This is a genomic window from Blautia sp. 210820-DFI.6.14, from assembly GCF_020558815.1.
Classification (GTDB): Bacteria; Bacillota; Clostridia; order Lachnospirales; family Lachnospiraceae; genus Blautia_A; species Blautia_A obeum.
Map to the genome: position 1 here is coordinate 98801 of NZ_JAJCKS010000001.1, position 17637 is coordinate 116437.

A 17637-nucleotide genomic window follows, 5' to 3' on the forward strand; every position below is an offset into this window, starting at 1 on the left:
TTCGTGACATGAAAGTCTTTGTTATAGTCAAAAACTGCGGAATATTACCTGTAAACAATTACTCCGGTCACAAATTTCTTCATGACCGGAGTTCTTTATTTTTACAGAGTTTCTATTTTCACTTTTACATTTGTATTTATTTCTTTTTTGAGATCATATACTGTATTCGTGATCACCGCTTCACCATTGTTTACAAAAACACTGATCTGGTTCGGGTTCACATATGCCTCAATCTCGAACCCGTCTTTCAGCTCCGGTGTCTCAAATTTCACTCTGTGATTCGGGAATTTTTCAAAAAAGGCACTTCTGTCGGTACAGATTTTATTCCCTTCTCTGGAAATCACATATCCACCGACATTTACTTTATCCCCATCCTCCAGAGAAAAGCGCAGACGATATCCACTTTCATCTGCCTCGGATGGTTCAGAGATTTCCTTTGTATATACTGCCTGTACATTCGGATGAACGCGGAAATAAATGTGATCTTTCTGCACTTCCACAACACGCGGAATACACATCATTCCCTGCCATTTTCCATCTACCGGTTCCGGCATACGGAGCCATGCTGTCAGGATTCTTCTGCCACTCTCATCCAGAGTGCTCTGTGGTGCATAAAGGTCTGTTCCATAATCAAGGAACTGGTATTTTTCCGGCAGTTTCATATCACAGGTTTCTTTATCAAATGTTACCTGCATGCATACTGTCTGTGCATCGTCTGCCTTACCATCTTTAAACAACTGCATCGGTGAAAAGATCACTACCTGGCTGTTATCCACTTCAAAATAATCCGGGCATTCCCACATCCAGCCAAAGTTTTCTCTGGTTACAGAATTTTCAAATTTCCATTCTTCTCCATCTGTACTTGTGAAGAACAAAAGTTTTCCCTGTTTATCATTGATGGTACTTCCAAGTACCATGTACCATCTGTCCCCGTCTTTCCAGACTTTTGGATCTCTTGTATGGCGTGCATCTCCGATATCTGCATCGTGAATAACCGGAATCACGGTCTTTTTGTCTTTGATGTTATCAAAATGAATACCATCCTCAGAAGTGATCATGAGCTGTGCAGATACAAAATGTTCATCCACACATAAATTGATATCCTCCGGATTTTCTGTAAGATAATTCACACCTGTATAATACAGCTGCATTTTTCCGTCTTCTTCAATCGCACTTCCGGAAAAACATCCGCTCCGATCATCCGTTTTGCTCGGAAACAGTGCAATTCCCTGTTCTTCCCAGTTCACCAGATCTCTGCTGACAACATGTCCCCAGTGCATCCGTCCCCAGCGCGGCCCATACGGGAAGCACTGGTAAAACAGATGGTACATGCCTTTATAATATATAAAGCCATTCGGGTCATTCATCCAGTAGTCTTTCGCTTTTACATATATTTTCTGCATATTCTGCTCACTTTCTTATTTTTCTATGAATGGATTAATTACTTCCATCGCTTTTTCTGCTTCTGCACCTTCTGCATGAATTCTCAGATCTACCGCTTTTGACAGATCCACACTGAAAATTCCCATGATTGATTTCGCGTCAATCACATATCTTCCGGAAACAATATCCATATCACAGTCCAGACGTGTCACAGCATTGACAAAATCTTTTACTCTTTCTATTGTTCCTAAAAAAATCTTTACTTCTCTCATTATCAACGTCACTCCTATAAATAATTCATCTCAGTTTCTTTATCAAAGAAATGAATTTTGGATGGCATAAATACAAATTCAATTTCATCTCCAACCTGGCTGATCTCATATTTAGAAACTCGTGCAACTGCCTGGCAGCCTCCGAACTGGAAGTACAGGTTATTCTCATTTCCCATGACTTCTGTATCTGTGATCACAGCTTTCATTTTATTTTCTTTATAAAGTTCCAGGTTCTGCGCATCCATTTTAAGATCCTCTCCACGGATACCAAGTGTCATCTCGCCTTCTTTACCATTCAGTTTCTTAAGAATAGCTTCCGGAAGCATCAGTTTATTTCCGTCTTCAAATGTTACTTCGTTTCCTTTTAAGGTAACATCAAAGAAGTTCATCTGAGGAGATCCTATAAATCCTGCAACAAATTTGTTTACCGGATGATCATATAATTCCATTGGTTTTCCAACCTGCTGGATCACGCCCTCTTTCATGATAACGATACGATCAGCCATAGTCATGGCTTCAACCTGGTCATGTGTAACATAGATCGTCGTTGCACCCATTTCACGATGCAGCTTGCTGATCTCTGTTCTCATGCTGACACGAAGTTTTGCATCCAGATTGGACAGTGGCTCATCCATCAGAAATACCTTCTGATTTTTTACGATTGCACGCCCCAGTGCCACTCGCTGTCTCTGACCTCCAGAAAGATTCTTCGGTTTTCTGTAACGGAATTCCTGCAGTCCCAGGATATCAATTGCCCAGTCTACTTTTTTCTTGATTTGGTCTGCTGGCATCTTCATGTTCTTCAGCCCGTATCCGATATTTTTTTCTACGGTCATATGAGGATACAGGGCATAGTTCTGGAATACCATCGCAATACCACGGTCTCTCGGTGCTGTCTCGTTCACTCTTTTGCCGTCAATATACAGATCTCCTTCTGTAATCTCTTCGAATCCGGCAATCATACGAAGTGTTGTGGATTTTCCACATCCAGACGGTCCTACAAATGCGATAAATTCTTTTTCTTCTATATTAAGATTAAAATCATCTACAGATTTGTGTTCTGCTCCTGCATATTTTTTTCCGATATGTTTAAATTCTATAAAACTCATAATTCATTAACCCTCCTTGGAACCAGTTGATGTTACACCTTCTACAATCTGTTTGGAGAACAGTGCATAAATAATAATAACAGGGATTGTGATCAGTGTGATTACTGCAAGTGTCTGTCCCATTGTTGTATTGTCATTGGATGTTATGGAGTTCAGACCAATCTGCGCGGTCAGAAGATCACTGGATGTAAATACAAGTGACGGCCAGAGATAGTCATTCCATACTCCAAGGAATGTAAACACACTAACAGTTGCAACGACTGTCTTTGACATTGGCAATACCATGGTAAAGAAATATTTTACCGGACTGCAGAAGTCAAGCTGTGCCGCCTCATAAACATCATCCGGCAGACTTACGAAAACCTGTCGGAACAGAAAGATATTAAACGGATTCACGATCATTGGAAGTACATATCCAATCACGGTATTCAGTAGTCCTGCTTTTGCAATGATCAGAAAGTGTATCGTGATAACGGTTTCTGTCGGTACGATCAGAAGCATCATGATGATCAAAAGCCACTGGTCACGGAATGGAAAGTTGATCTTTGCAAGTGCATAGCCTGCAAGTCCGTTTACAATAACCCCAAGTACGATCAGCAGTGCCGCATATCCCAGAGTATTAAGCATGTAACGAAGGAAATTGGTATCTGTCAGAATCGTAATATAGTTTTCAAAATAATTTCCATTTAAAGCAGGAGGAATAAATGCTGCTATGGAATTCATATCTGCTGTGATCGCTGCATCTGGTTTAAAGGAATTTGCAAGCATCCAGATCACCGGAAACAGGAAGAATATGGAAAGTACCAGCAAAATAACTGCCAGTATCCAGTTAATTGTTTTTTGCTTTTTTGTTAACATGTTTTTTCTCCTCCTTTCCTTTGGTCAGTACATTCTGTATAATTGTCAGTATGACAACAAATATAGTGAAGACAATTGCCATTGTTGATGCAAGTCCCATCTCCCAGTTCATTGTACCGGTTTCATAAATATCATATACAAGTGTGTATGTTGAGTGATCCGGTCCTCCACCTGTCATGACCATCGGCTGTACCAGCATACGGAACGCACCGATTGTAACCGTGATAAATACAAACACACAAAGTGGTTTCAATTCTGGAAGTGTGATATCTTTAAATTTCTGCCATGCGCTTGCATGATCCATCTCAGCTGCTTCATAAAGCGCCGGGTTAATGTTCTGGAGTCCACCAAGGAAAATGATCATCTGATATCCGACACCCTGCCATACACTCATAACTGCGATGGATGGAAGTGCCTGTTTCGCACTGTGAATAAATGGCTGTGCACTGATCCCCAGATGAGCAAGCAGTGTATTCAGGATTCCTTCCGGACTGTAGATATCCATCCAGAGTGTGGATACAACCGCCAGCGACATAACAACCGGAATAAAAAATGCCACTTTGAAGTATTTCTTACAATGTGTGACTTTGTTTATCGCAAGTGCCAGAACAAGTGCTCCGATGCACTGACACGGTACAATAATAAGTACAAATTTTACCGTGTTAAAAAATGATTTTACAAATAATTCGTCTTTAAAAATGTTTATATAGTTTTCCAGGCCTACAAAGTGTGTCATATCCGGATTCAGTGCAAAGTAATCGGTAAAACTGAACACCAGTGTCAGCACCATCGGCAGAAATAAAAACAACGTAAGAAGTACCAGTGCCGGGCCAAAGAAAGCCATTCCTAAAATTGATTCTTTTTTCTTCATTATTCTCTCGTATAACGTTCCAGTTTCGCGTTAATCCTTTCTACAGATTTATCCAGTTCTGCCTGCGCATCTTTACCGCCCAGTCCAACACTTTCAAGTGCCTGCTGGAAAGATGTACTTACCTGTGGATATACAGGAGTCTTTGGTCTTGGGTGTCCATATTTACTCAGCTGCTCGTACAGTGCTTTGTAATTTTCGTCTGTCTGGAATACATCGATCTGTTCAAATGCTTTATATGTAGACGGAAGTGATTTTGCTTCATTCCAGATCCTTACACCACTTTCCACACCACTCATCCATTTGACCAGCTCTGTTGCACCTTCAATATTGTCTGTTTCTGAAGATGCTGCAAATGCCCAAGAGCCTGTCGGTGTATATCTTTCACCATCCCAGTCATCACCAACTACATAAGGTGCAACGCCAAGATTCACATCCGGATAGTTCTCGTAGATTGTGTTGACTTCCCACGCACCGTCAAATTTGAAAGCTGCTCTTCCACTTTCAAACAAATTCTCGATCGGAGCTTCGGACATGTATTTGTTCTCTACGATCTGGTGGAAATAATTCATAACTTCAACATTCTTTTCTGAATTGAAATATCCGTCCACTGTCAGTCCGTCTTCGCTTACCAGGTCTCCACCATTTGCCCAGATAAATGGGGCATAATAATAAATACTTGATTCACCTACCGGGAATGTCATGTCGATCGGGTAGCCTTTCTTCTCATCCATCAATGGCTTCAGTTTTTTCAGAATATCCATAAATTCAGTCTGTGTCCATGGATGATCGGCATCTGGCACCTCAATTCCGGCTTCCTCAAGAATATCTTTATTGTAATAAAGACCTACACTGGATTCCATTACTCCAAGTGCATACAGCTTATCATCATAAGTTCCCTGTTCAAGAATAGATTCGAGATATTCACCTCTCTCATCTTCTGTCAGATCTGCTAACGGCTGTATGATGCCGTTCTCTGCATATGCTGCTACATTAGGTCCGTCCAGAGTAAGAACATCCGGAAGGCCACCTGAGAGCACTGATGAATTTACCTTATCTGAATAGCCGCCACCACTGTCGTTTCTAGGAATAAATTCAATATCTGCAAAATATTTACCATTATATTTCTCATTAAAGCTGTCTACAGATTCTCTGTACACCTGTCCTTCCGGAGTATCTTCAATACTATGCACCCAGATTGAAAGATATTGTTCTCCTTCATCATAGCCTGCTACATCGCCAGGCTTTACTTCTTTTTTCTGACATCCTGTCAGGCTGACTGCCATAGCCAGGCCGGCAAGAAGAATCAGTTTTGCTTTTTTCATGTTCTCCTCCTTTTCCATCTTTCCGTTCTTCGTGACCGGTAAAGTAACCGGTTACTTTATGTATTGATAATAGCATATACTCATTTTTACGTCAAGTATTCTCTTGCATTTCATTGATTTTTACAATTTTAATATATAAGTTTTGTAAAATCTGTACAGAACCGGTTACTTTACCAATTCTGTTACTGGTTAACCTTGTTCTGACTCTCTTTTTCTGTTATACTAAAATTACAATTATTACTGAGTTTTACTGAAAGGAAACTACCATGGGCAAAAAAAATATAACCTTCAATGACATTGCCAAATATACTGGTTTCTCAAAAACCACTGTTTCCAGATATTTCAACAATCCTGATTCCCTCACATTGAAGAATCAGCAGATTATCTCGGATGCACTTGATAAACTAAACTATCAGGAGAATAAAGTTGCCAGGATCCTGGCAAACGGGAAAACCGAATTTATCGGTGTTATCATTCCAAACCTTTATTTACATTACTATTCTGAAATGCTAAACCAGATACTGAAAACTTATGATACCTATGGCTACAAATTTCTTGTTTTTACCGGTGATGATCATAAATCAACTGAACGCGAGTATATTCAGGAACTTCTTTCTTATAAAATAGAAGGAATGGTTATTTTAAGCCATACCATTCCTTCCAGAGAGCTCGCCTCCTACAATCTCCCAATTGTAACGATCGAGCGTGAAGATCAGTTTGTGAGCAGTGTCAATACGGATAACTATATGGGTGCGGTGCAGGCAACCAGTCTCCTTGCAAAGACCGGAGCAGATATTCTGATCCATATCAATGTTGAATTATCTCCACAGGTTCCATCCTATGGACGTATAAAAGGCTTTTCTGATATCTGTGAAGAATATCAGATTCCACATGAACTGATTCTCACAGATACCGGCCACAGTTATGAAGAAAGTTCTCTGATTCTCAAAGATTTACTGGAAACAATTGATTCTAAATATCAAGGCAAAACAAAGGGAATTTTTCTTCCAAATGATACATTTGCCAACATCATGCTCAATCATCTGATTCAAAAGTATGGACAGCTTCCAGATGACTACAAGATTATTGGTTTTGATGATTCTCCAGTTTCCAGTGAAGCTATTGTTCCGATCAGTACTGTTGGACAGCAGATTGACAAGATTGCCGCATCTGCCATGGAAATCCTGCATGAACAGATTACAGAAAGACACAAAAGAAAACCGGCTCTGTCTTCTGAACCGGTTCACAAGATCATTCCACCGATCCTGATCAATCGAAAAACAACTGAGCCTTCTCATTGAAATCTGATATTTTTTATACATAACAAAAACGCTGCAAAAAATGAATTTTAATTCACTTAATGCAGCGTTTTGTTTGCCAAACAGGCGGGCGCCGGACAGTTCCCGGCATCATGCATTTCTAAAACGACTTAAAAAGTCTTTTGTCATCTCATTTTGTGGATCTTCAAAGATCTGCTGTGAAGTTCCCTCTTCTACAATAACTCCATTACCCATAAAGATTACATGCTTTGCCACATCCCGGGCAAATGCCATCTCATGTGTGACAATGATCATTGTCAGTCCGTCTTTGGCAAGCGTTCGCATAACCTCAAGGACTTCTCCGACCATCTGTGGATCAAGAGCTGAAGTTGGCTCATCAAAGAGCAGGATCTCCGGCTCCATGGCAAGAGCTCTGGCAATTGCTACCCTCTGCTTCTGACCTCCGGAAAGCTGCTTCGGCTTTGCATTGATATATGGAGCCATCCCTACCTTCTCAAGGTACATCATTGCGTTTTTACGGGCTTCTTCCTTGCTTTTTTTCAGGACTTTCTCCTGGCCCACCGTACAGTTTTTAAGAACTGTCATATTATTAAACAGGTTGAAGTTCTGAAACACCATACCAACCTTTGAACGATATTCCGGCACATTTACATGCTTATCCATGATGTTCGTTCCATGATATCGTATTTCTCCAGAGGAAGGTGTTTCCAGAAGATTCATGCAGCGCAGCAGCGTGGATTTACCGGAACCGGAAGGGCCAATGATACAGGTAACATCCTTCGGCTTCACTGAGAAATCGATATCTTTCAGAATCTCATTATTTCCAAAAGATTTTCCCAGATGCTGTACTTTCAGAATTGTCTCACTCATTCTCTGCTGTCCTTCCTTTCTTTATAAGAGTACATTCCGCTGGTATGTGTCAGGGTATCAGCGGTTGCAAGATCATAATTATCCGGTCCGTCCATCTTGTGTTCGATCACACGCAGGATTCTGGAACAGGTAAATGTCATGATAAAATAGATAACCATTGCAATTGTGAAGGACTCAAAATATGTATACAGTGCTCCTGCAACACCTTTAGTCGTGTAAAAGAGCTCTACTGTACCAATGATTGAAAGTACACAGGTATCTTTGATATTGATGATCAGGTTATTTCCGATCTGCGGCATGATATTTCGCAGGGCCTGCGGAAGTATTACATTTATCATCGTCTGAACATGTGTCATGCCGATTGCCTTGGCGCCTTCTGTCTGTCCGGGATCGATGGAAAGAATACCACCTCGAACTGTCTCTGCCATGTATGCCCCTGTGTTGATCGATACAATAAAGATTGCTGCAAACCACATAGACATATTGATGTTAAATAGATAGGCACTTCCGAAATAAATAAACATTGCCTGGGCCATCATTGGAGTCCCACGAAAGAACTCCACATAGCAGGCCATAATAAATTTGACAACTTTGATAATTACTTTTTTGGCTGTTGAATCATTTTTGTCCACCGGGATCGTCTGCACGATACCAACCAGAAAACCAATGATACATCCAAAAAGTGTTCCTACCAGCGCCAGCCACATGCTGACACCAGCTCCCTTCAGGAAAGAAGGACCATATTGCTGAAGAAGATATATAATTCTTCCTCCAAAACTCTCAGGCAGCATTTCGCTCCTCCTTTATGATTCTGAAAGTGGCTGTACGGAAATAGCCTCATCCATCATTTTATTATAATCATCTTCGGTCATATCTTTAAGCACGCCATTGATCGCATCCTTAAGTTCATCGTTGCCCTTCTGTACTGAAATACCAATATTGATATCTTCATCAGATACTTCAAATGCTCCGTCTGTTCCACTGAAGTCCAGCAGTTTGAAATCCGGATATGCTACACATGCAGCCTTTCCTGTAGGCATGTCAGTGACAACTGCATCACATTTGCCAGATTCAAGAGCAACCAGCATTGCCGGTGCGCTTTCCTGTGCCGGAAGGATATCAGCATCTGGAATCTGAGGCAGGCAGGAATCATACCAGATCGTATTCTGCTGTGATGTCACTGTAGCTCCTTTAAGGTCTTCTACGCTTGCTGCGTCCTTGTAATCTCCATCATTCTTAACCAAAGTGATGATGGATGCATAATAATATGGATCTGTGAAATCAACCATCTGCTGACGTTCTTTTGTAATAGACTGTCCTGCAATAACACAGTCAACCTGACCGGACTGTACTGCCGGTACAAGAGAATCCCAGTCAAGCTTTACGATTTCAAGATCATAGCCTAATTCATCTGCAATTTTCTTTGCCATCATAACATCATATCCATATGCGTAATCGGAGCTTCCTGAAATCTGCACTGCACCGTTGGAATCATCCGGCTGTGTCCAGTTATAAGGTGCATATCCGCATTCCATCGCAACTTTCAGAGTTTTCTTATCATCCGCACTGACGCTCTGAACGCCTGCAATGCCACAGGTCATAGATGCTGCTACAGCAGCCACTGTCAACATTCTCCACATTTTACTCTTTCTCATTTTCGTTTCCTCCTGAAATGTATATATTTTTTTCATCCATAACAAAAAAAGAGCGCACGGAAGTATGAAGTGCTCCGTTGCGCTTTAAGTCATATTAATACTTTTTCTTTTAAAAGTCAAGAAAAAAAAGCAGCTCCCGAAGGAACTGCCCTGAAATCATATTTATGAAGGTCTTCTTACAGACAGGATTGTTCTGTAAGCAGCGTTGTTGCTGATCTTAATACCATCTCTGGAGTTGGATGCATGTACGATCTGTCCGTTACCCATGTAGATTGCAACATGTCCGCCATAGCAGATCAGGTCTCCTGGCTGTGCATCTGCATAAGAAACTTCTGTTCCCCAGTTCTGCTGCTCATAAGATGTTCTCGGAAGGCTGTAGCCAAACTGAGCATATACACTCTGTGTAAATCCAGAGCAGTCAGCTCCACCTGTAAGACTTGTGCCACCCCATACATATGGGTTTCCAACAAACTGTGTAGCATAATCTACGATTGAAGATCCTGAACCACTGGATGAAGAACTGCTGGAGCTTGAAGAGCTGGATGAAGTATCTACTGTATCCGGATTAACTGTGTTGTCACTGTCAATCACATTTCCATATTCATCATATTCTACATCACTGCTTCCACTGTCTTCTGTAGTTGTTTCTGTTGTAGTCTGGCTCGGATCAACCTCGTTTCCATCTTCGTCATATACAGTATCTCCGTTTTCTGCTGCTTCTGAAGCATCAACTTCGTTACCGTCTTCATCATATACTGTCTGATCTTCCTGTTCCTGCTGTGCAGCTTCTTCCTCGGCTGCTGCAGCAGCTGCAGCTGCTGCTTCAGCTTCTGCCTGACGTCTTGCCTCTTCTTCGGCTGCAATACGTTCTGCTTCAAGCTGTTCAATCTCCGCCTGCTGTTCCTGAATCAGGTTTGCATATTCATTTGCCATTTCCTGTGCATATGCAATTTCATTATCACAATCTGCAGAATTTGCTTTCTTTGTATCAATCTGATTCTGAAGATCTACAGACTGTGCTTCATATTCCTGTTTCATACCTTCCAGTTCAGCTTTTTCCTGCTGATACTGATTTCCAAGGTTTGTTACCTGTGTAATTGTGTTTGCATATTTTTCAAGGCTCTGTCTGTCATAATCATACATTTTCTGAGTATACTCAGCTTTTGTAAGAAGATCAGAAAGATTATCTGCACTCATCATCATCTGGAACCAGGCTTCATTTCCACCTTTTTCGTACAGATACTGGATACGCTGTTTCATTGCTGCGTACTGTTTGTCTTTGGCATTCTGTGCCTTCTGCAGATCAGCCTGTGTCTGCTGAATGTCTGCTTCTTTATTACTGATATCCCCTTCCAGGGTCTGAATGGAAACCATGACATTCACAAGATTTGCGTCCAAGGAGTTGATCTCATCCTGTAACTGCTGCTTAGCGGAGTAGAGCTGATCAATCTGAGCATATGTAGCATCAAGCTGTGCGCTTGTAGCTGCCTGTTCCTCTCTCAGTTCGTCTTCTCTTGACGCGCTTACACTGACAACCTGAGTTGCTGTCATCATTAATGCTAACGTCAGGCAAACAATTCTTTTTTTCATGTTTCTCACCTCATAATCATTTTAACTCTATTTTGTAACAATTGTGAAATATCTTTCTTAAGTTCTTATACATATTAACACAAGGTTCTTTTGATTGCAAGAGTAAATCGATAAAAAATTTAATATTTTGTAACATTTATTAAAAACTCCGCAAAAGAAAGGAGAAGTTCCCGTGTCTGGAAACTTCTCCGTAACATTTCATTCTTATTTAAAATCCAAACAATTCCTGAAGAATTACATCTGCAGTCTTGTTCTTAAAGTTATCCGGATCAGAAAGAGTGGAGCTGTACCATCTCATATAATTTCCTCTTCGGATGTAGTTACCGCAGGATGGACGATAGGTATACTTCTTAAATCCTGCATATCTGGACATGTATTTATTTGCAAGAGCTACTGCCTGGCTGTCATAATCACCATCCGGTGTACAGGTTCCTGCAATCTGGCATCCTGCATTCGGAGTGGAATGAACGATCACGGCACTCTTATCGGAACACTGTCCAAGAACGATCCATGTATGACCGTCATCATATCCGATGTCTCCCGGATATACCTTCCAGCCTGTCTGGGACAAGTAATTCTGATTTACATAGGTTCCCCATTTTAATGTATTCTTATAATAACTGCCGATTTCTCCTGATACAACCGTATAACTATTTCCATTTCTCATAACCTGCTGTGCTGCCCATCCTACAAATCCGGAACAGTCAAGTCCTTTTGCTCTGTTTGCAGTACTCAGATCACGATAATTATTATAGTTATAACTACTTGTCTGGCTGAGATAAAAGCTCTGCCAGGTCGGGCTGACACCGATCCTTGTGGAATCATACCAACCGCCGCCCCAAATATACAATGCCTGTCCAACCGGTTTCAATGCCCCGGCAAGATAATTCTTGAGCGTTTTGATCCCGGTCTGCTCAACCGGTTTCGGATCATTTGCAAAATAGGTATTGCTTGTCGTACTGCTGTCATTTGCAGATGAATAGGTCATAATACCTGTTGAGCTGAATGTATAGGTCACACCATCAATCGACTTGGTACCTGTAACCATCTTGAAACTACTCTTGTCAAAGTAATATTTATTTCCACTGATCGTTACCCAGCCGCCCGCTGCGATTCCCGTACTTGGATCAAAATAATATGTAGCACTGCCAACCTTTGTAAGTCCCTTGGCCATAACACCGTTGCTGCCAAAGTATCTTAATTCTCCTTTGGCAGATTTTGTCCAGCCGCTAACCATTCTTTTGTATTTGGCATTGAAATATCTCGTCTCATTTCCGGTATTCACATAACCGCTGGCTGCAATTCCTGTACTTGGATTGAAATAATAATAATATTTGCCGATTTTTTTCAGTCCCATATACATCTTACCATCGCTGGCAAAATACCACTTCTGCCCCTTTGCATTTTTCAGCCAGCCTTTTGCCATCGTATAATTCGATGGCTGGAAATAACGGACAACTGCGCCATTGGCAGATCTTACAAATCCCCTCTTCGTGTAGCCGGTCTTGATATCGAAGTAATAATATTTACCGCCGATCTTTTTCATTCCGGTATACATAACACCATTTTTTTTATTAAAATAGCGCTTTGGTCCTCTGGAACTTCTCTGCCAGCCTTTCAGCAAGACGCCTGTCCTTGTATTAAGGAAGTATTTCTTTCCATTTAAAGTAAGCCATCCCTTAACTTTCTTTCCGTTTTTATAATAGTATGTTTTTCCTTTTACGGTTCGAAAACCAGTTGTAGCAGCCTGCGCATCTACCGTGGACGCCTGAAACGCAAAGCCTGCAGCAAAAAGCATCACTCCTAAAAATATGGCTGCGATCCATGACTTTTTGCACACCTTTCCCATACGGTCAACCTCTTTCTACGAGTATAAATATTCGTATTTTTTACAATCTTGTTACAATATTATGTAGGTATTATATATCATGTTTGTAACAACGTCAATAAAAAAGTAAAAACCTGCCAATATATTCCCCTCCTGGAGTGCAAAAAGGACCGGGTCAAAAACCCGATCCTTATTTTTTACAATTTCATTTCATATATTACAGAAGATGTTTTCTCAGTTCAGCGCCATCCAGTGCACTTAAATATGCCGGTGCAACATCAAATACTGTTTTGCATCCTTTCTGTCCTTCCTGGCTCATGCGATATGCAGCTCTCGCATATGCAACGATTACGGAAGATGTAAATTCCGGATTGGAATCCAGCTTCAGGCTGTATTCAATCACATGACTGTTCTCATCGTTCCAGCCGGTTTTGCCTGTACGGATCACAAATCCACCATGCGGAATTCCACTGTGATCACGTTTCAGTTCTTCTTCAGAAATGAAATGTACTGTTGTATCATATTCATCAAAATAATTCGGCATTGTCTTAATCTCATTTTCAATGCGTGCAAGATCAGCACCTTCCTCAGCTACTACGAAGCATTCTCTTGTATGCTTCTGTCTTGTAGTCAGTTCCGGATTTTCTCCGTTTCTGACTGCTTCCAGTGCAGCTTCTACAGGAATTGTGTACTGTTTTCCATCTTTTACTCCATCAATTCTACGGATTGCATCGGAATGTCCCTGGCTTACACCCTTGCCCCAGAATGTATAATCCTTTCCATTTGTAAGGATTGCGTTTGCATACATTCTGTTCAGGGAGAACATTCCCGGATCCCAGCCAACAGAAATGATTCCTACATGATTGCTTTCAGATGCTGCCTTGTCAACATTTGCGAAATGTTCCGGTACTCTGGCATGTGTATCAAAACTGTCTACCACATTGAACCACTGTGCATATTTCGGTGTCTGAACCGGCAGATCTGTTGCACTTCCACCGCAGAGAATCATAACATCAATTTTATCTTTCATCTTTTCTGCTTCATCTACATGGTAAACAGATGCTGAATCTGTAAGAATTTTTACAGTTGCAGGATCACGACGTGTAAATACTGCAACCAGTTCCATGTCCGGATTATGTTTAATTGCGCATTCTACGCCTCTTCCAAGATTACCATATCCTAAAATACCAATACGAATACTCATTGTGATTTCCTCCTGTTATTTCACTTCGGTAGTTACTGCTCTGTTCACAGCAGCTTCCCATATGCTGTTCTTTGCCGCTACATCGCTTTAGCATGACAGCACACCCATTATCATAATATCCCAATCGACAATTGTCAATTTTTTTATAAAAAACCTTCTAAAATATTTTATTGATATTCCAGAAGGTCTGTTATTTCTTTTCATTATTGACGATTCTTCTCAGCAGCAGAACATTCCACCACCCGGGCAGCAAAGATTACATGCCAGATTGGCCAGGCAAAGCTTCATACAATAATCGCTTCCGTCACTTGGCATTCCTCCAAATGGATTCTGCTGTTCCTGATACCAGGTTCCTCCGCCTTCCAGTCTCTGCAGCAACATCTGGTACTGCATATTATCCGGTTCCATATTTACTGCACTTCGTGCATCATTTAATGCATTTACATTATTTCCCAGTCCCATATTCGCCATCGCGGACAAATAATACCACTGGCCGTTTCTCTGCTGAAGTGATGAGAGTACATTCATTGCCTCTTTGTAATGTCGGCTGTTGATATAATTTGCCGCTGCCTGTCGGCGCACTGCCTCTTCATCCTGATACGTATTCTGGCCCTGTGTACCAAAGCCTCCAAAACCACCATATGAATTATAGTTTCCTGAAGAACCATATTCCCGTTCTTTCATGATCTGTTCATATGCCTGCTGGACTTCTTTAAATTTTTCTTCTGCCTGTGCTTTGTTCGGATTGTTGATATTGGCATCCGGATGATATTTACGACTCAGCTTACGATATGCCTTCTTTATTTCATCATCAGATGCATCTCTCGAAACACCCAGCACACTGTATGGATCAAACATCTTCTTTCTCCCGCTCTTCCCTGCGCTTTCGCGATATACTCTCAAATCTGCACCATACTCCGGAATATAAAATATTCCGCAGGATGTCTGCATATTTTATAATAGGAAGTTTTTCAAATTCCCGACAGGTTTCTGCCATCATTAGCAGCAACATATTTTTTATCCTGTCATCAAACCCTTTTATTATATAATCTTTTGCAAAAGGGTTGTAATTTCCTTTTTTTACATCATATTCCACATCATCGTAGGCATCCATCAGGTAAATAAACTTACCCAAATAGAATCCCATGCGGCGAAGTGTTGGTTCCCAGAAATCTTCTCTGTATGCAAAGATTTCTGCCATAATTCTTCCAAAACAGCCCGAAACACGATCGATATCTGTCTCTCCCTTCTGTTCCATCTCTGAAAGTTCATTCAAACAGGAAATGATCACATCGATTTTTTTCTTCCATTGCTGTTCGCTTTTTTTCTCTTTACTCTCCAGAAGCTTCCCATATGCAAGACTTAAGATTTTTTTCTCGTCATTCCAGTCATCCTTACACTTATAGTAAGTCAGAAAGATATTCATATCGGCTCCGTATTCTGTTATGGCATTTTTCCGTACCGTCTGTTTACGTACCGGATGTACAATACATCTGGTCGTACCTTTTCTGGTCGGTGGCTCATACAACGCACTGAGCAGAAGGATCACAAATGTCATATCATAGCTCAGTGTGATCTGCCCGCTTATCCCGTAACGCTCTCTCAGCTCCCTGCACAGTCCGCAGTAAAAAGAACGGTACATATCAAAATCTTTAAATTTAATTTCCGGCTTATTCAGCACCACATACCCAAACATACAGATACCTCTCTGTCAGTTTATCAGCTTCTTTTGACAAATTTCGTATGACATTTCGGACATTCGATTTCAATCTTGCCTTTGCCTTTTGGAATACGGATCTTCTGACCGCATCCCGGACATGAATAAATATGATGGGTCTTTCTCTGGTTCATCATATTTTTTTCCCGGTTAAATCTCTGTCTGAATTTTGCTGTTGCTGCAAGATATTTTTCATTCTCTGCATATCGCTTCTGAATGTCTCTGGACAGCATTCGATAATATGTATATAAAAGCACCAAAAGCCCTATCGTGTCAAATAACGCGCCAATTCTGTTTCCACCCGGGAAAAAGATAGAAATAATGATTGCTACAAGTGCAACTCCCATTGTGAAACGTGCAAATGCGTCCACTCCATAACGTCCCTGCATAAATTTATTAAATTTGTCTCTCATTTAAGTCCTTCTTTCTGTCTGTTCATCCGACTATTTCTCATCGCATACCTGGAAGATATAGAATTTCAGATAATAAGATTCATCAGATGCCCAGAGAATCGGGTGATCCGGTGCCTGTGTTCTGTATTCCACCTGGCGCAGTCTCTTATGTGCACTTCTGGCAGCCTGACCGATCGTTTTGGTAAACAGTTCATATTCCATAAAATGGGAACAGGAACAGGTCGCAAGGAATCCTCCGTCCTTTACCAGTTTCAGTCCGCGAAGATTGATTTCCCGGTATCCCTTGACTGCATTTTTGACAGAACTACGTGATTTGGTAAATGCCGGTGGATCCAGAATCACCACGTCATATTTTTCTCCCTCTTCTTCCAGTTTCGGGAGCAGTTCAAATACGTCTTCGCAAATAAATTTTACTTTGTCATCCAGCCCGTTTAATTTTGCATTTTCTGTTGCCTGATCCACAGCAAGCTGCGATGCATCCACACCTGTAACTTCTTTCGCTCCGGCGATTCCCGCATTCAGGGCAAACGAACCTGTATGTGTGAAACAGTCCAGTACTCTTGCATCTTTGCAGAGTTTCTGGATTGCAAGACGGTTGTATTTTTGATCAAGGAAAAATCCTGTTTTCTGTCCGTCTTTGATATCTACCTGATATTTTACACCATTTTCCACAATTTCAACCAGTGTAGGAAATTCCGGTCCGATAAAGCCTTTATACAGTTCCATTCCTTCCTGTTTGCGGACCTTTGCATCACTTCTTTCATAAATACCGCGAATCTGGATTCCGTCTTCTGCCAGAACTTTTTTGAGCAGTTCCAGAATCGTATTCTTCAGACGGTCAATTCCCAGTGCCAGTGACTGTACGACCAGAACATCTTCAAATTTGTCTACAACAAGTCCCGGCAAAAAATCTGCCTCTCCGAAGATCAGGCGGCAGCTGGATGTATCTGTTACTTTTTTTCTGTACTCCCATGCATCGCGCACTCGTTTCTCAAGAAATTCTTCATCAATTTTCTGATTTTCATCTCTTGTCAGCAATCTGACTGTAATCTTAGAATTCGTATTGATAAATCCTCTTCCCAGCGGATATCCGTCAAAGTCATGAATCAATACAATATCTCCATTTACAAAACTGCCCATGATCGTTGCAATTTCATTATCAAATATCCACATTCCGCCTGATTTCAGAAGACGGCCCTCTCCCTTTTTCAGTGTAACCACTGCAAGACTCATAGTTTTTCTCCTTTCGGATCCTTCTCTTTTGG

Annotated in this window: 17 protein-coding genes; 1 reads left to right on the forward strand and 16 read right to left on the reverse strand. The window is 41.1% G+C overall.

All coding sequences use genetic code 11. The features are described from left to right. Window positions 1–101: 101 nt before the first annotated feature. Genes LI112_RS00420 through LI112_RS00445 form a run of 6 tightly spaced genes read right to left on the reverse strand, consistent with a single transcriptional unit; the run spans window position 102 to window position 5815 of the window. Window positions 102–1403, reverse strand: coding sequence for a glycoside hydrolase family 32 protein (locus LI112_RS00420; protein ID WP_227190067.1), 1302 nt, complete (start codon window positions 1401–1403; stop codon window positions 102–104). Window positions 1404–1418: 15 nt separating this feature from the next. Beyond that, window positions 1419–1655, reverse strand: a complete 237-nt coding sequence (locus LI112_RS00425) for an HPr family phosphocarrier protein (RefSeq protein WP_022389243.1) — start codon at window positions 1653–1655, stop codon at window positions 1419–1421. Window positions 1656–1669: 14 nt separating this feature from the next. Further along, window positions 1670–2764, reverse strand: coding sequence for an ABC transporter ATP-binding protein (locus LI112_RS00430; protein WP_005427758.1), 1095 nt, complete (start codon window positions 2762–2764; stop codon window positions 1670–1672). Between the two features lie 6 nt (window positions 2765–2770). After that, a complete protein-coding gene (locus tag LI112_RS00435) occupies window positions 2771–3622 on the reverse strand; it encodes a carbohydrate ABC transporter permease (RefSeq protein ID WP_005427759.1) in 852 nt (283 codons plus the stop codon). Continuing rightward, on the reverse strand, window positions 3594–4493 hold the full coding sequence (locus tag LI112_RS00440; protein ID WP_055065781.1) for a carbohydrate ABC transporter permease: 900 nt from the start codon (window positions 4491–4493) through the stop codon (window positions 3594–3596). The genes LI112_RS00435 and LI112_RS00440 overlap by 29 nt, the downstream gene beginning before the upstream one ends. Next, a complete protein-coding gene (locus tag LI112_RS00445) occupies window positions 4493–5815 on the reverse strand; it encodes a sugar ABC transporter substrate-binding protein (RefSeq protein WP_055065782.1) in 1323 nt (440 codons plus the stop codon). The genes LI112_RS00440 and LI112_RS00445 overlap by 1 nt, the downstream gene beginning before the upstream one ends. Window positions 5816–6081: 266 nt before the next feature. Between LI112_RS00445 and LI112_RS00450 the strand changes: the two genes are divergently transcribed. Continuing rightward, the gene (locus LI112_RS00450) at window positions 6082–7116 is read left to right on the forward strand and encodes a LacI family DNA-binding transcriptional regulator (protein WP_173908604.1); all 1035 of its coding nucleotides are present in this window, start codon (window positions 6082–6084) and stop codon (window positions 7114–7116) included. 108 nt (window positions 7117–7224) lie between these two features. Here LI112_RS00450 and LI112_RS00455 read toward each other — a convergent pair whose 3' ends face one another. The 10 genes from LI112_RS00455 to LI112_RS00500 all read right to left on the reverse strand — a co-directional run bounded on the left by LI112_RS00455 (window position 7225) and on the right by LI112_RS00500 (window position 17605). Then, window positions 7225–7965 carry an amino acid ABC transporter ATP-binding protein gene (locus LI112_RS00455; RefSeq protein WP_227190068.1) on the reverse strand — a complete coding sequence of 247 codons (741 nt, stop codon included), beginning with the start codon at window positions 7963–7965 and terminating at the stop codon, window positions 7225–7227. Continuing rightward, entirely contained in the window at window positions 7962–8753 is a 792-nt protein-coding gene (locus tag LI112_RS00460) for an amino acid ABC transporter permease (protein WP_171030228.1), read from the reverse strand. Before LI112_RS00460 ends, LI112_RS00455 begins: the two co-directional genes overlap by 4 nt. Window positions 8754–8768: 15 nt before the next feature. Next, complete coding sequence (locus LI112_RS00465) at window positions 8769–9620, reverse strand: transporter substrate-binding domain-containing protein (RefSeq protein WP_117739038.1); 852 nt, start codon at window positions 9618–9620, stop codon at window positions 8769–8771. Between the two features lie 162 nt (window positions 9621–9782). Further along, window positions 9783–11210, reverse strand: coding sequence for a C40 family peptidase (locus LI112_RS00470; RefSeq protein ID WP_118045101.1), 1428 nt, complete (start codon window positions 11208–11210; stop codon window positions 9783–9785). 208 nt (window positions 11211–11418) lie between these two features. Continuing rightward, a complete protein-coding gene (locus LI112_RS00475; protein WP_070102260.1) occupies window positions 11419–13059 on the reverse strand; it encodes an N-acetylmuramoyl-L-alanine amidase family protein in 1641 nt (546 codons plus the stop codon). Window positions 13060–13255: 196 nt separating this feature from the next. Further along, on the reverse strand, window positions 13256–14242 hold the full coding sequence (locus LI112_RS00480) for a diaminopimelate dehydrogenase (RefSeq protein WP_005427792.1): 987 nt from the start codon (window positions 14240–14242) through the stop codon (window positions 13256–13258). 219 nt (window positions 14243–14461) lie between these two features. Then, window positions 14462–15100: a J domain-containing protein gene (locus tag LI112_RS00485; protein WP_118036925.1), complete on the reverse strand. Its 639-nt coding sequence runs from the start codon at window positions 15098–15100 to the stop codon at window positions 14462–14464. Continuing rightward, window positions 15093–15938, reverse strand: a complete 846-nt coding sequence (locus LI112_RS00490; protein WP_129795513.1) for a DUF5685 family protein — start codon at window positions 15936–15938, stop codon at window positions 15093–15095. The genes LI112_RS00485 and LI112_RS00490 overlap by 8 nt, the downstream gene beginning before the upstream one ends. A 23-nt stretch (window positions 15939–15961) precedes the next feature. After that, window positions 15962–16372, reverse strand: a complete 411-nt coding sequence (locus LI112_RS00495; RefSeq protein WP_022389235.1) for a hypothetical protein — start codon at window positions 16370–16372, stop codon at window positions 15962–15964. A 30-nt stretch (window positions 16373–16402) separates the two neighbouring features. Beyond that, complete coding sequence (locus tag LI112_RS00500) at window positions 16403–17605, reverse strand: class I SAM-dependent rRNA methyltransferase (RefSeq protein WP_005427803.1); 1203 nt, start codon at window positions 17603–17605, stop codon at window positions 16403–16405. Between the last annotated feature and the right edge of the window lie 32 nt (window positions 17606–17637).

Excerpts from the sequence above, each read along its gene's own strand:
- LI112_RS00420 (WP_227190067.1), bottom strand. The coding sequence starts at position 1,403 with ATGCAGAAAATATATGTAAAAGCGAAAGACTACTGGATGAATGACCCG.
- LI112_RS00425 (WP_022389243.1), bottom strand. The coding sequence starts at position 1,655 with ATGAGAGAAGTAAAGATTTTTTTAGGAACAATAGAAAGAGTAAAAGAT.
- LI112_RS00430 (WP_005427758.1), bottom strand. The coding sequence starts at position 2,764 with ATGAGTTTTATAGAATTTAAACATATCGGAAAAAAATATGCAGGAGCA.
- LI112_RS00435 (WP_005427759.1), bottom strand. The coding sequence starts at position 3,622 with ATGTTAACAAAAAAGCAAAAAACAATTAACTGGATACTGGCAGTTATT.
- LI112_RS00440 (WP_055065781.1), bottom strand. The coding sequence starts at position 4,493 with ATGAAGAAAAAAGAATCAATTTTAGGAATGGCTTTCTTTGGCCCGGCA.
- LI112_RS00445 (WP_055065782.1), bottom strand. The coding sequence starts at position 5,815 with ATGAAAAAAGCAAAACTGATTCTTCTTGCCGGCCTGGCTATGGCAGTC.
- LI112_RS00450 (WP_173908604.1), top strand. The coding sequence starts at position 6,082 with ATGGGCAAAAAAAATATAACCTTCAATGACATTGCCAAATATACTGGT.
- LI112_RS00455 (WP_227190068.1), bottom strand. The coding sequence starts at position 7,965 with ATGAGTGAGACAATTCTGAAAGTACAGCATCTGGGAAAATCTTTTGGA.
- LI112_RS00465 (WP_117739038.1), bottom strand. The coding sequence starts at position 9,620 with ATGAGAAAGAGTAAAATGTGGAGAATGTTGACAGTGGCTGCTGTAGCA.
- LI112_RS00470 (WP_118045101.1), bottom strand. The coding sequence starts at position 11,210 with ATGAAAAAAAGAATTGTTTGCCTGACGTTAGCATTAATGATGACAGCA.
- LI112_RS00475 (WP_070102260.1), bottom strand. The coding sequence starts at position 13,059 with ATGGGAAAGGTGTGCAAAAAGTCATGGATCGCAGCCATATTTTTAGGA.
- LI112_RS00480 (WP_005427792.1), bottom strand. The coding sequence starts at position 14,242 with ATGAGTATTCGTATTGGTATTTTAGGATATGGTAATCTTGGAAGAGGC.
- LI112_RS00485 (WP_118036925.1), bottom strand. The coding sequence starts at position 15,100 with ATGTTTGATCCATACAGTGTGCTGGGTGTTTCGAGAGATGCATCTGAT.
- LI112_RS00490 (WP_129795513.1), bottom strand. The coding sequence starts at position 15,938 with ATGTTTGGGTATGTGGTGCTGAATAAGCCGGAAATTAAATTTAAAGAT.
- LI112_RS00495 (WP_022389235.1), bottom strand. The coding sequence starts at position 16,372 with ATGAGAGACAAATTTAATAAATTTATGCAGGGACGTTATGGAGTGGAC.
- LI112_RS00500 (WP_005427803.1), bottom strand. The coding sequence starts at position 17,605 with ATGAGTCTTGCAGTGGTTACACTGAAAAAGGGAGAGGGCCGTCTTCTG.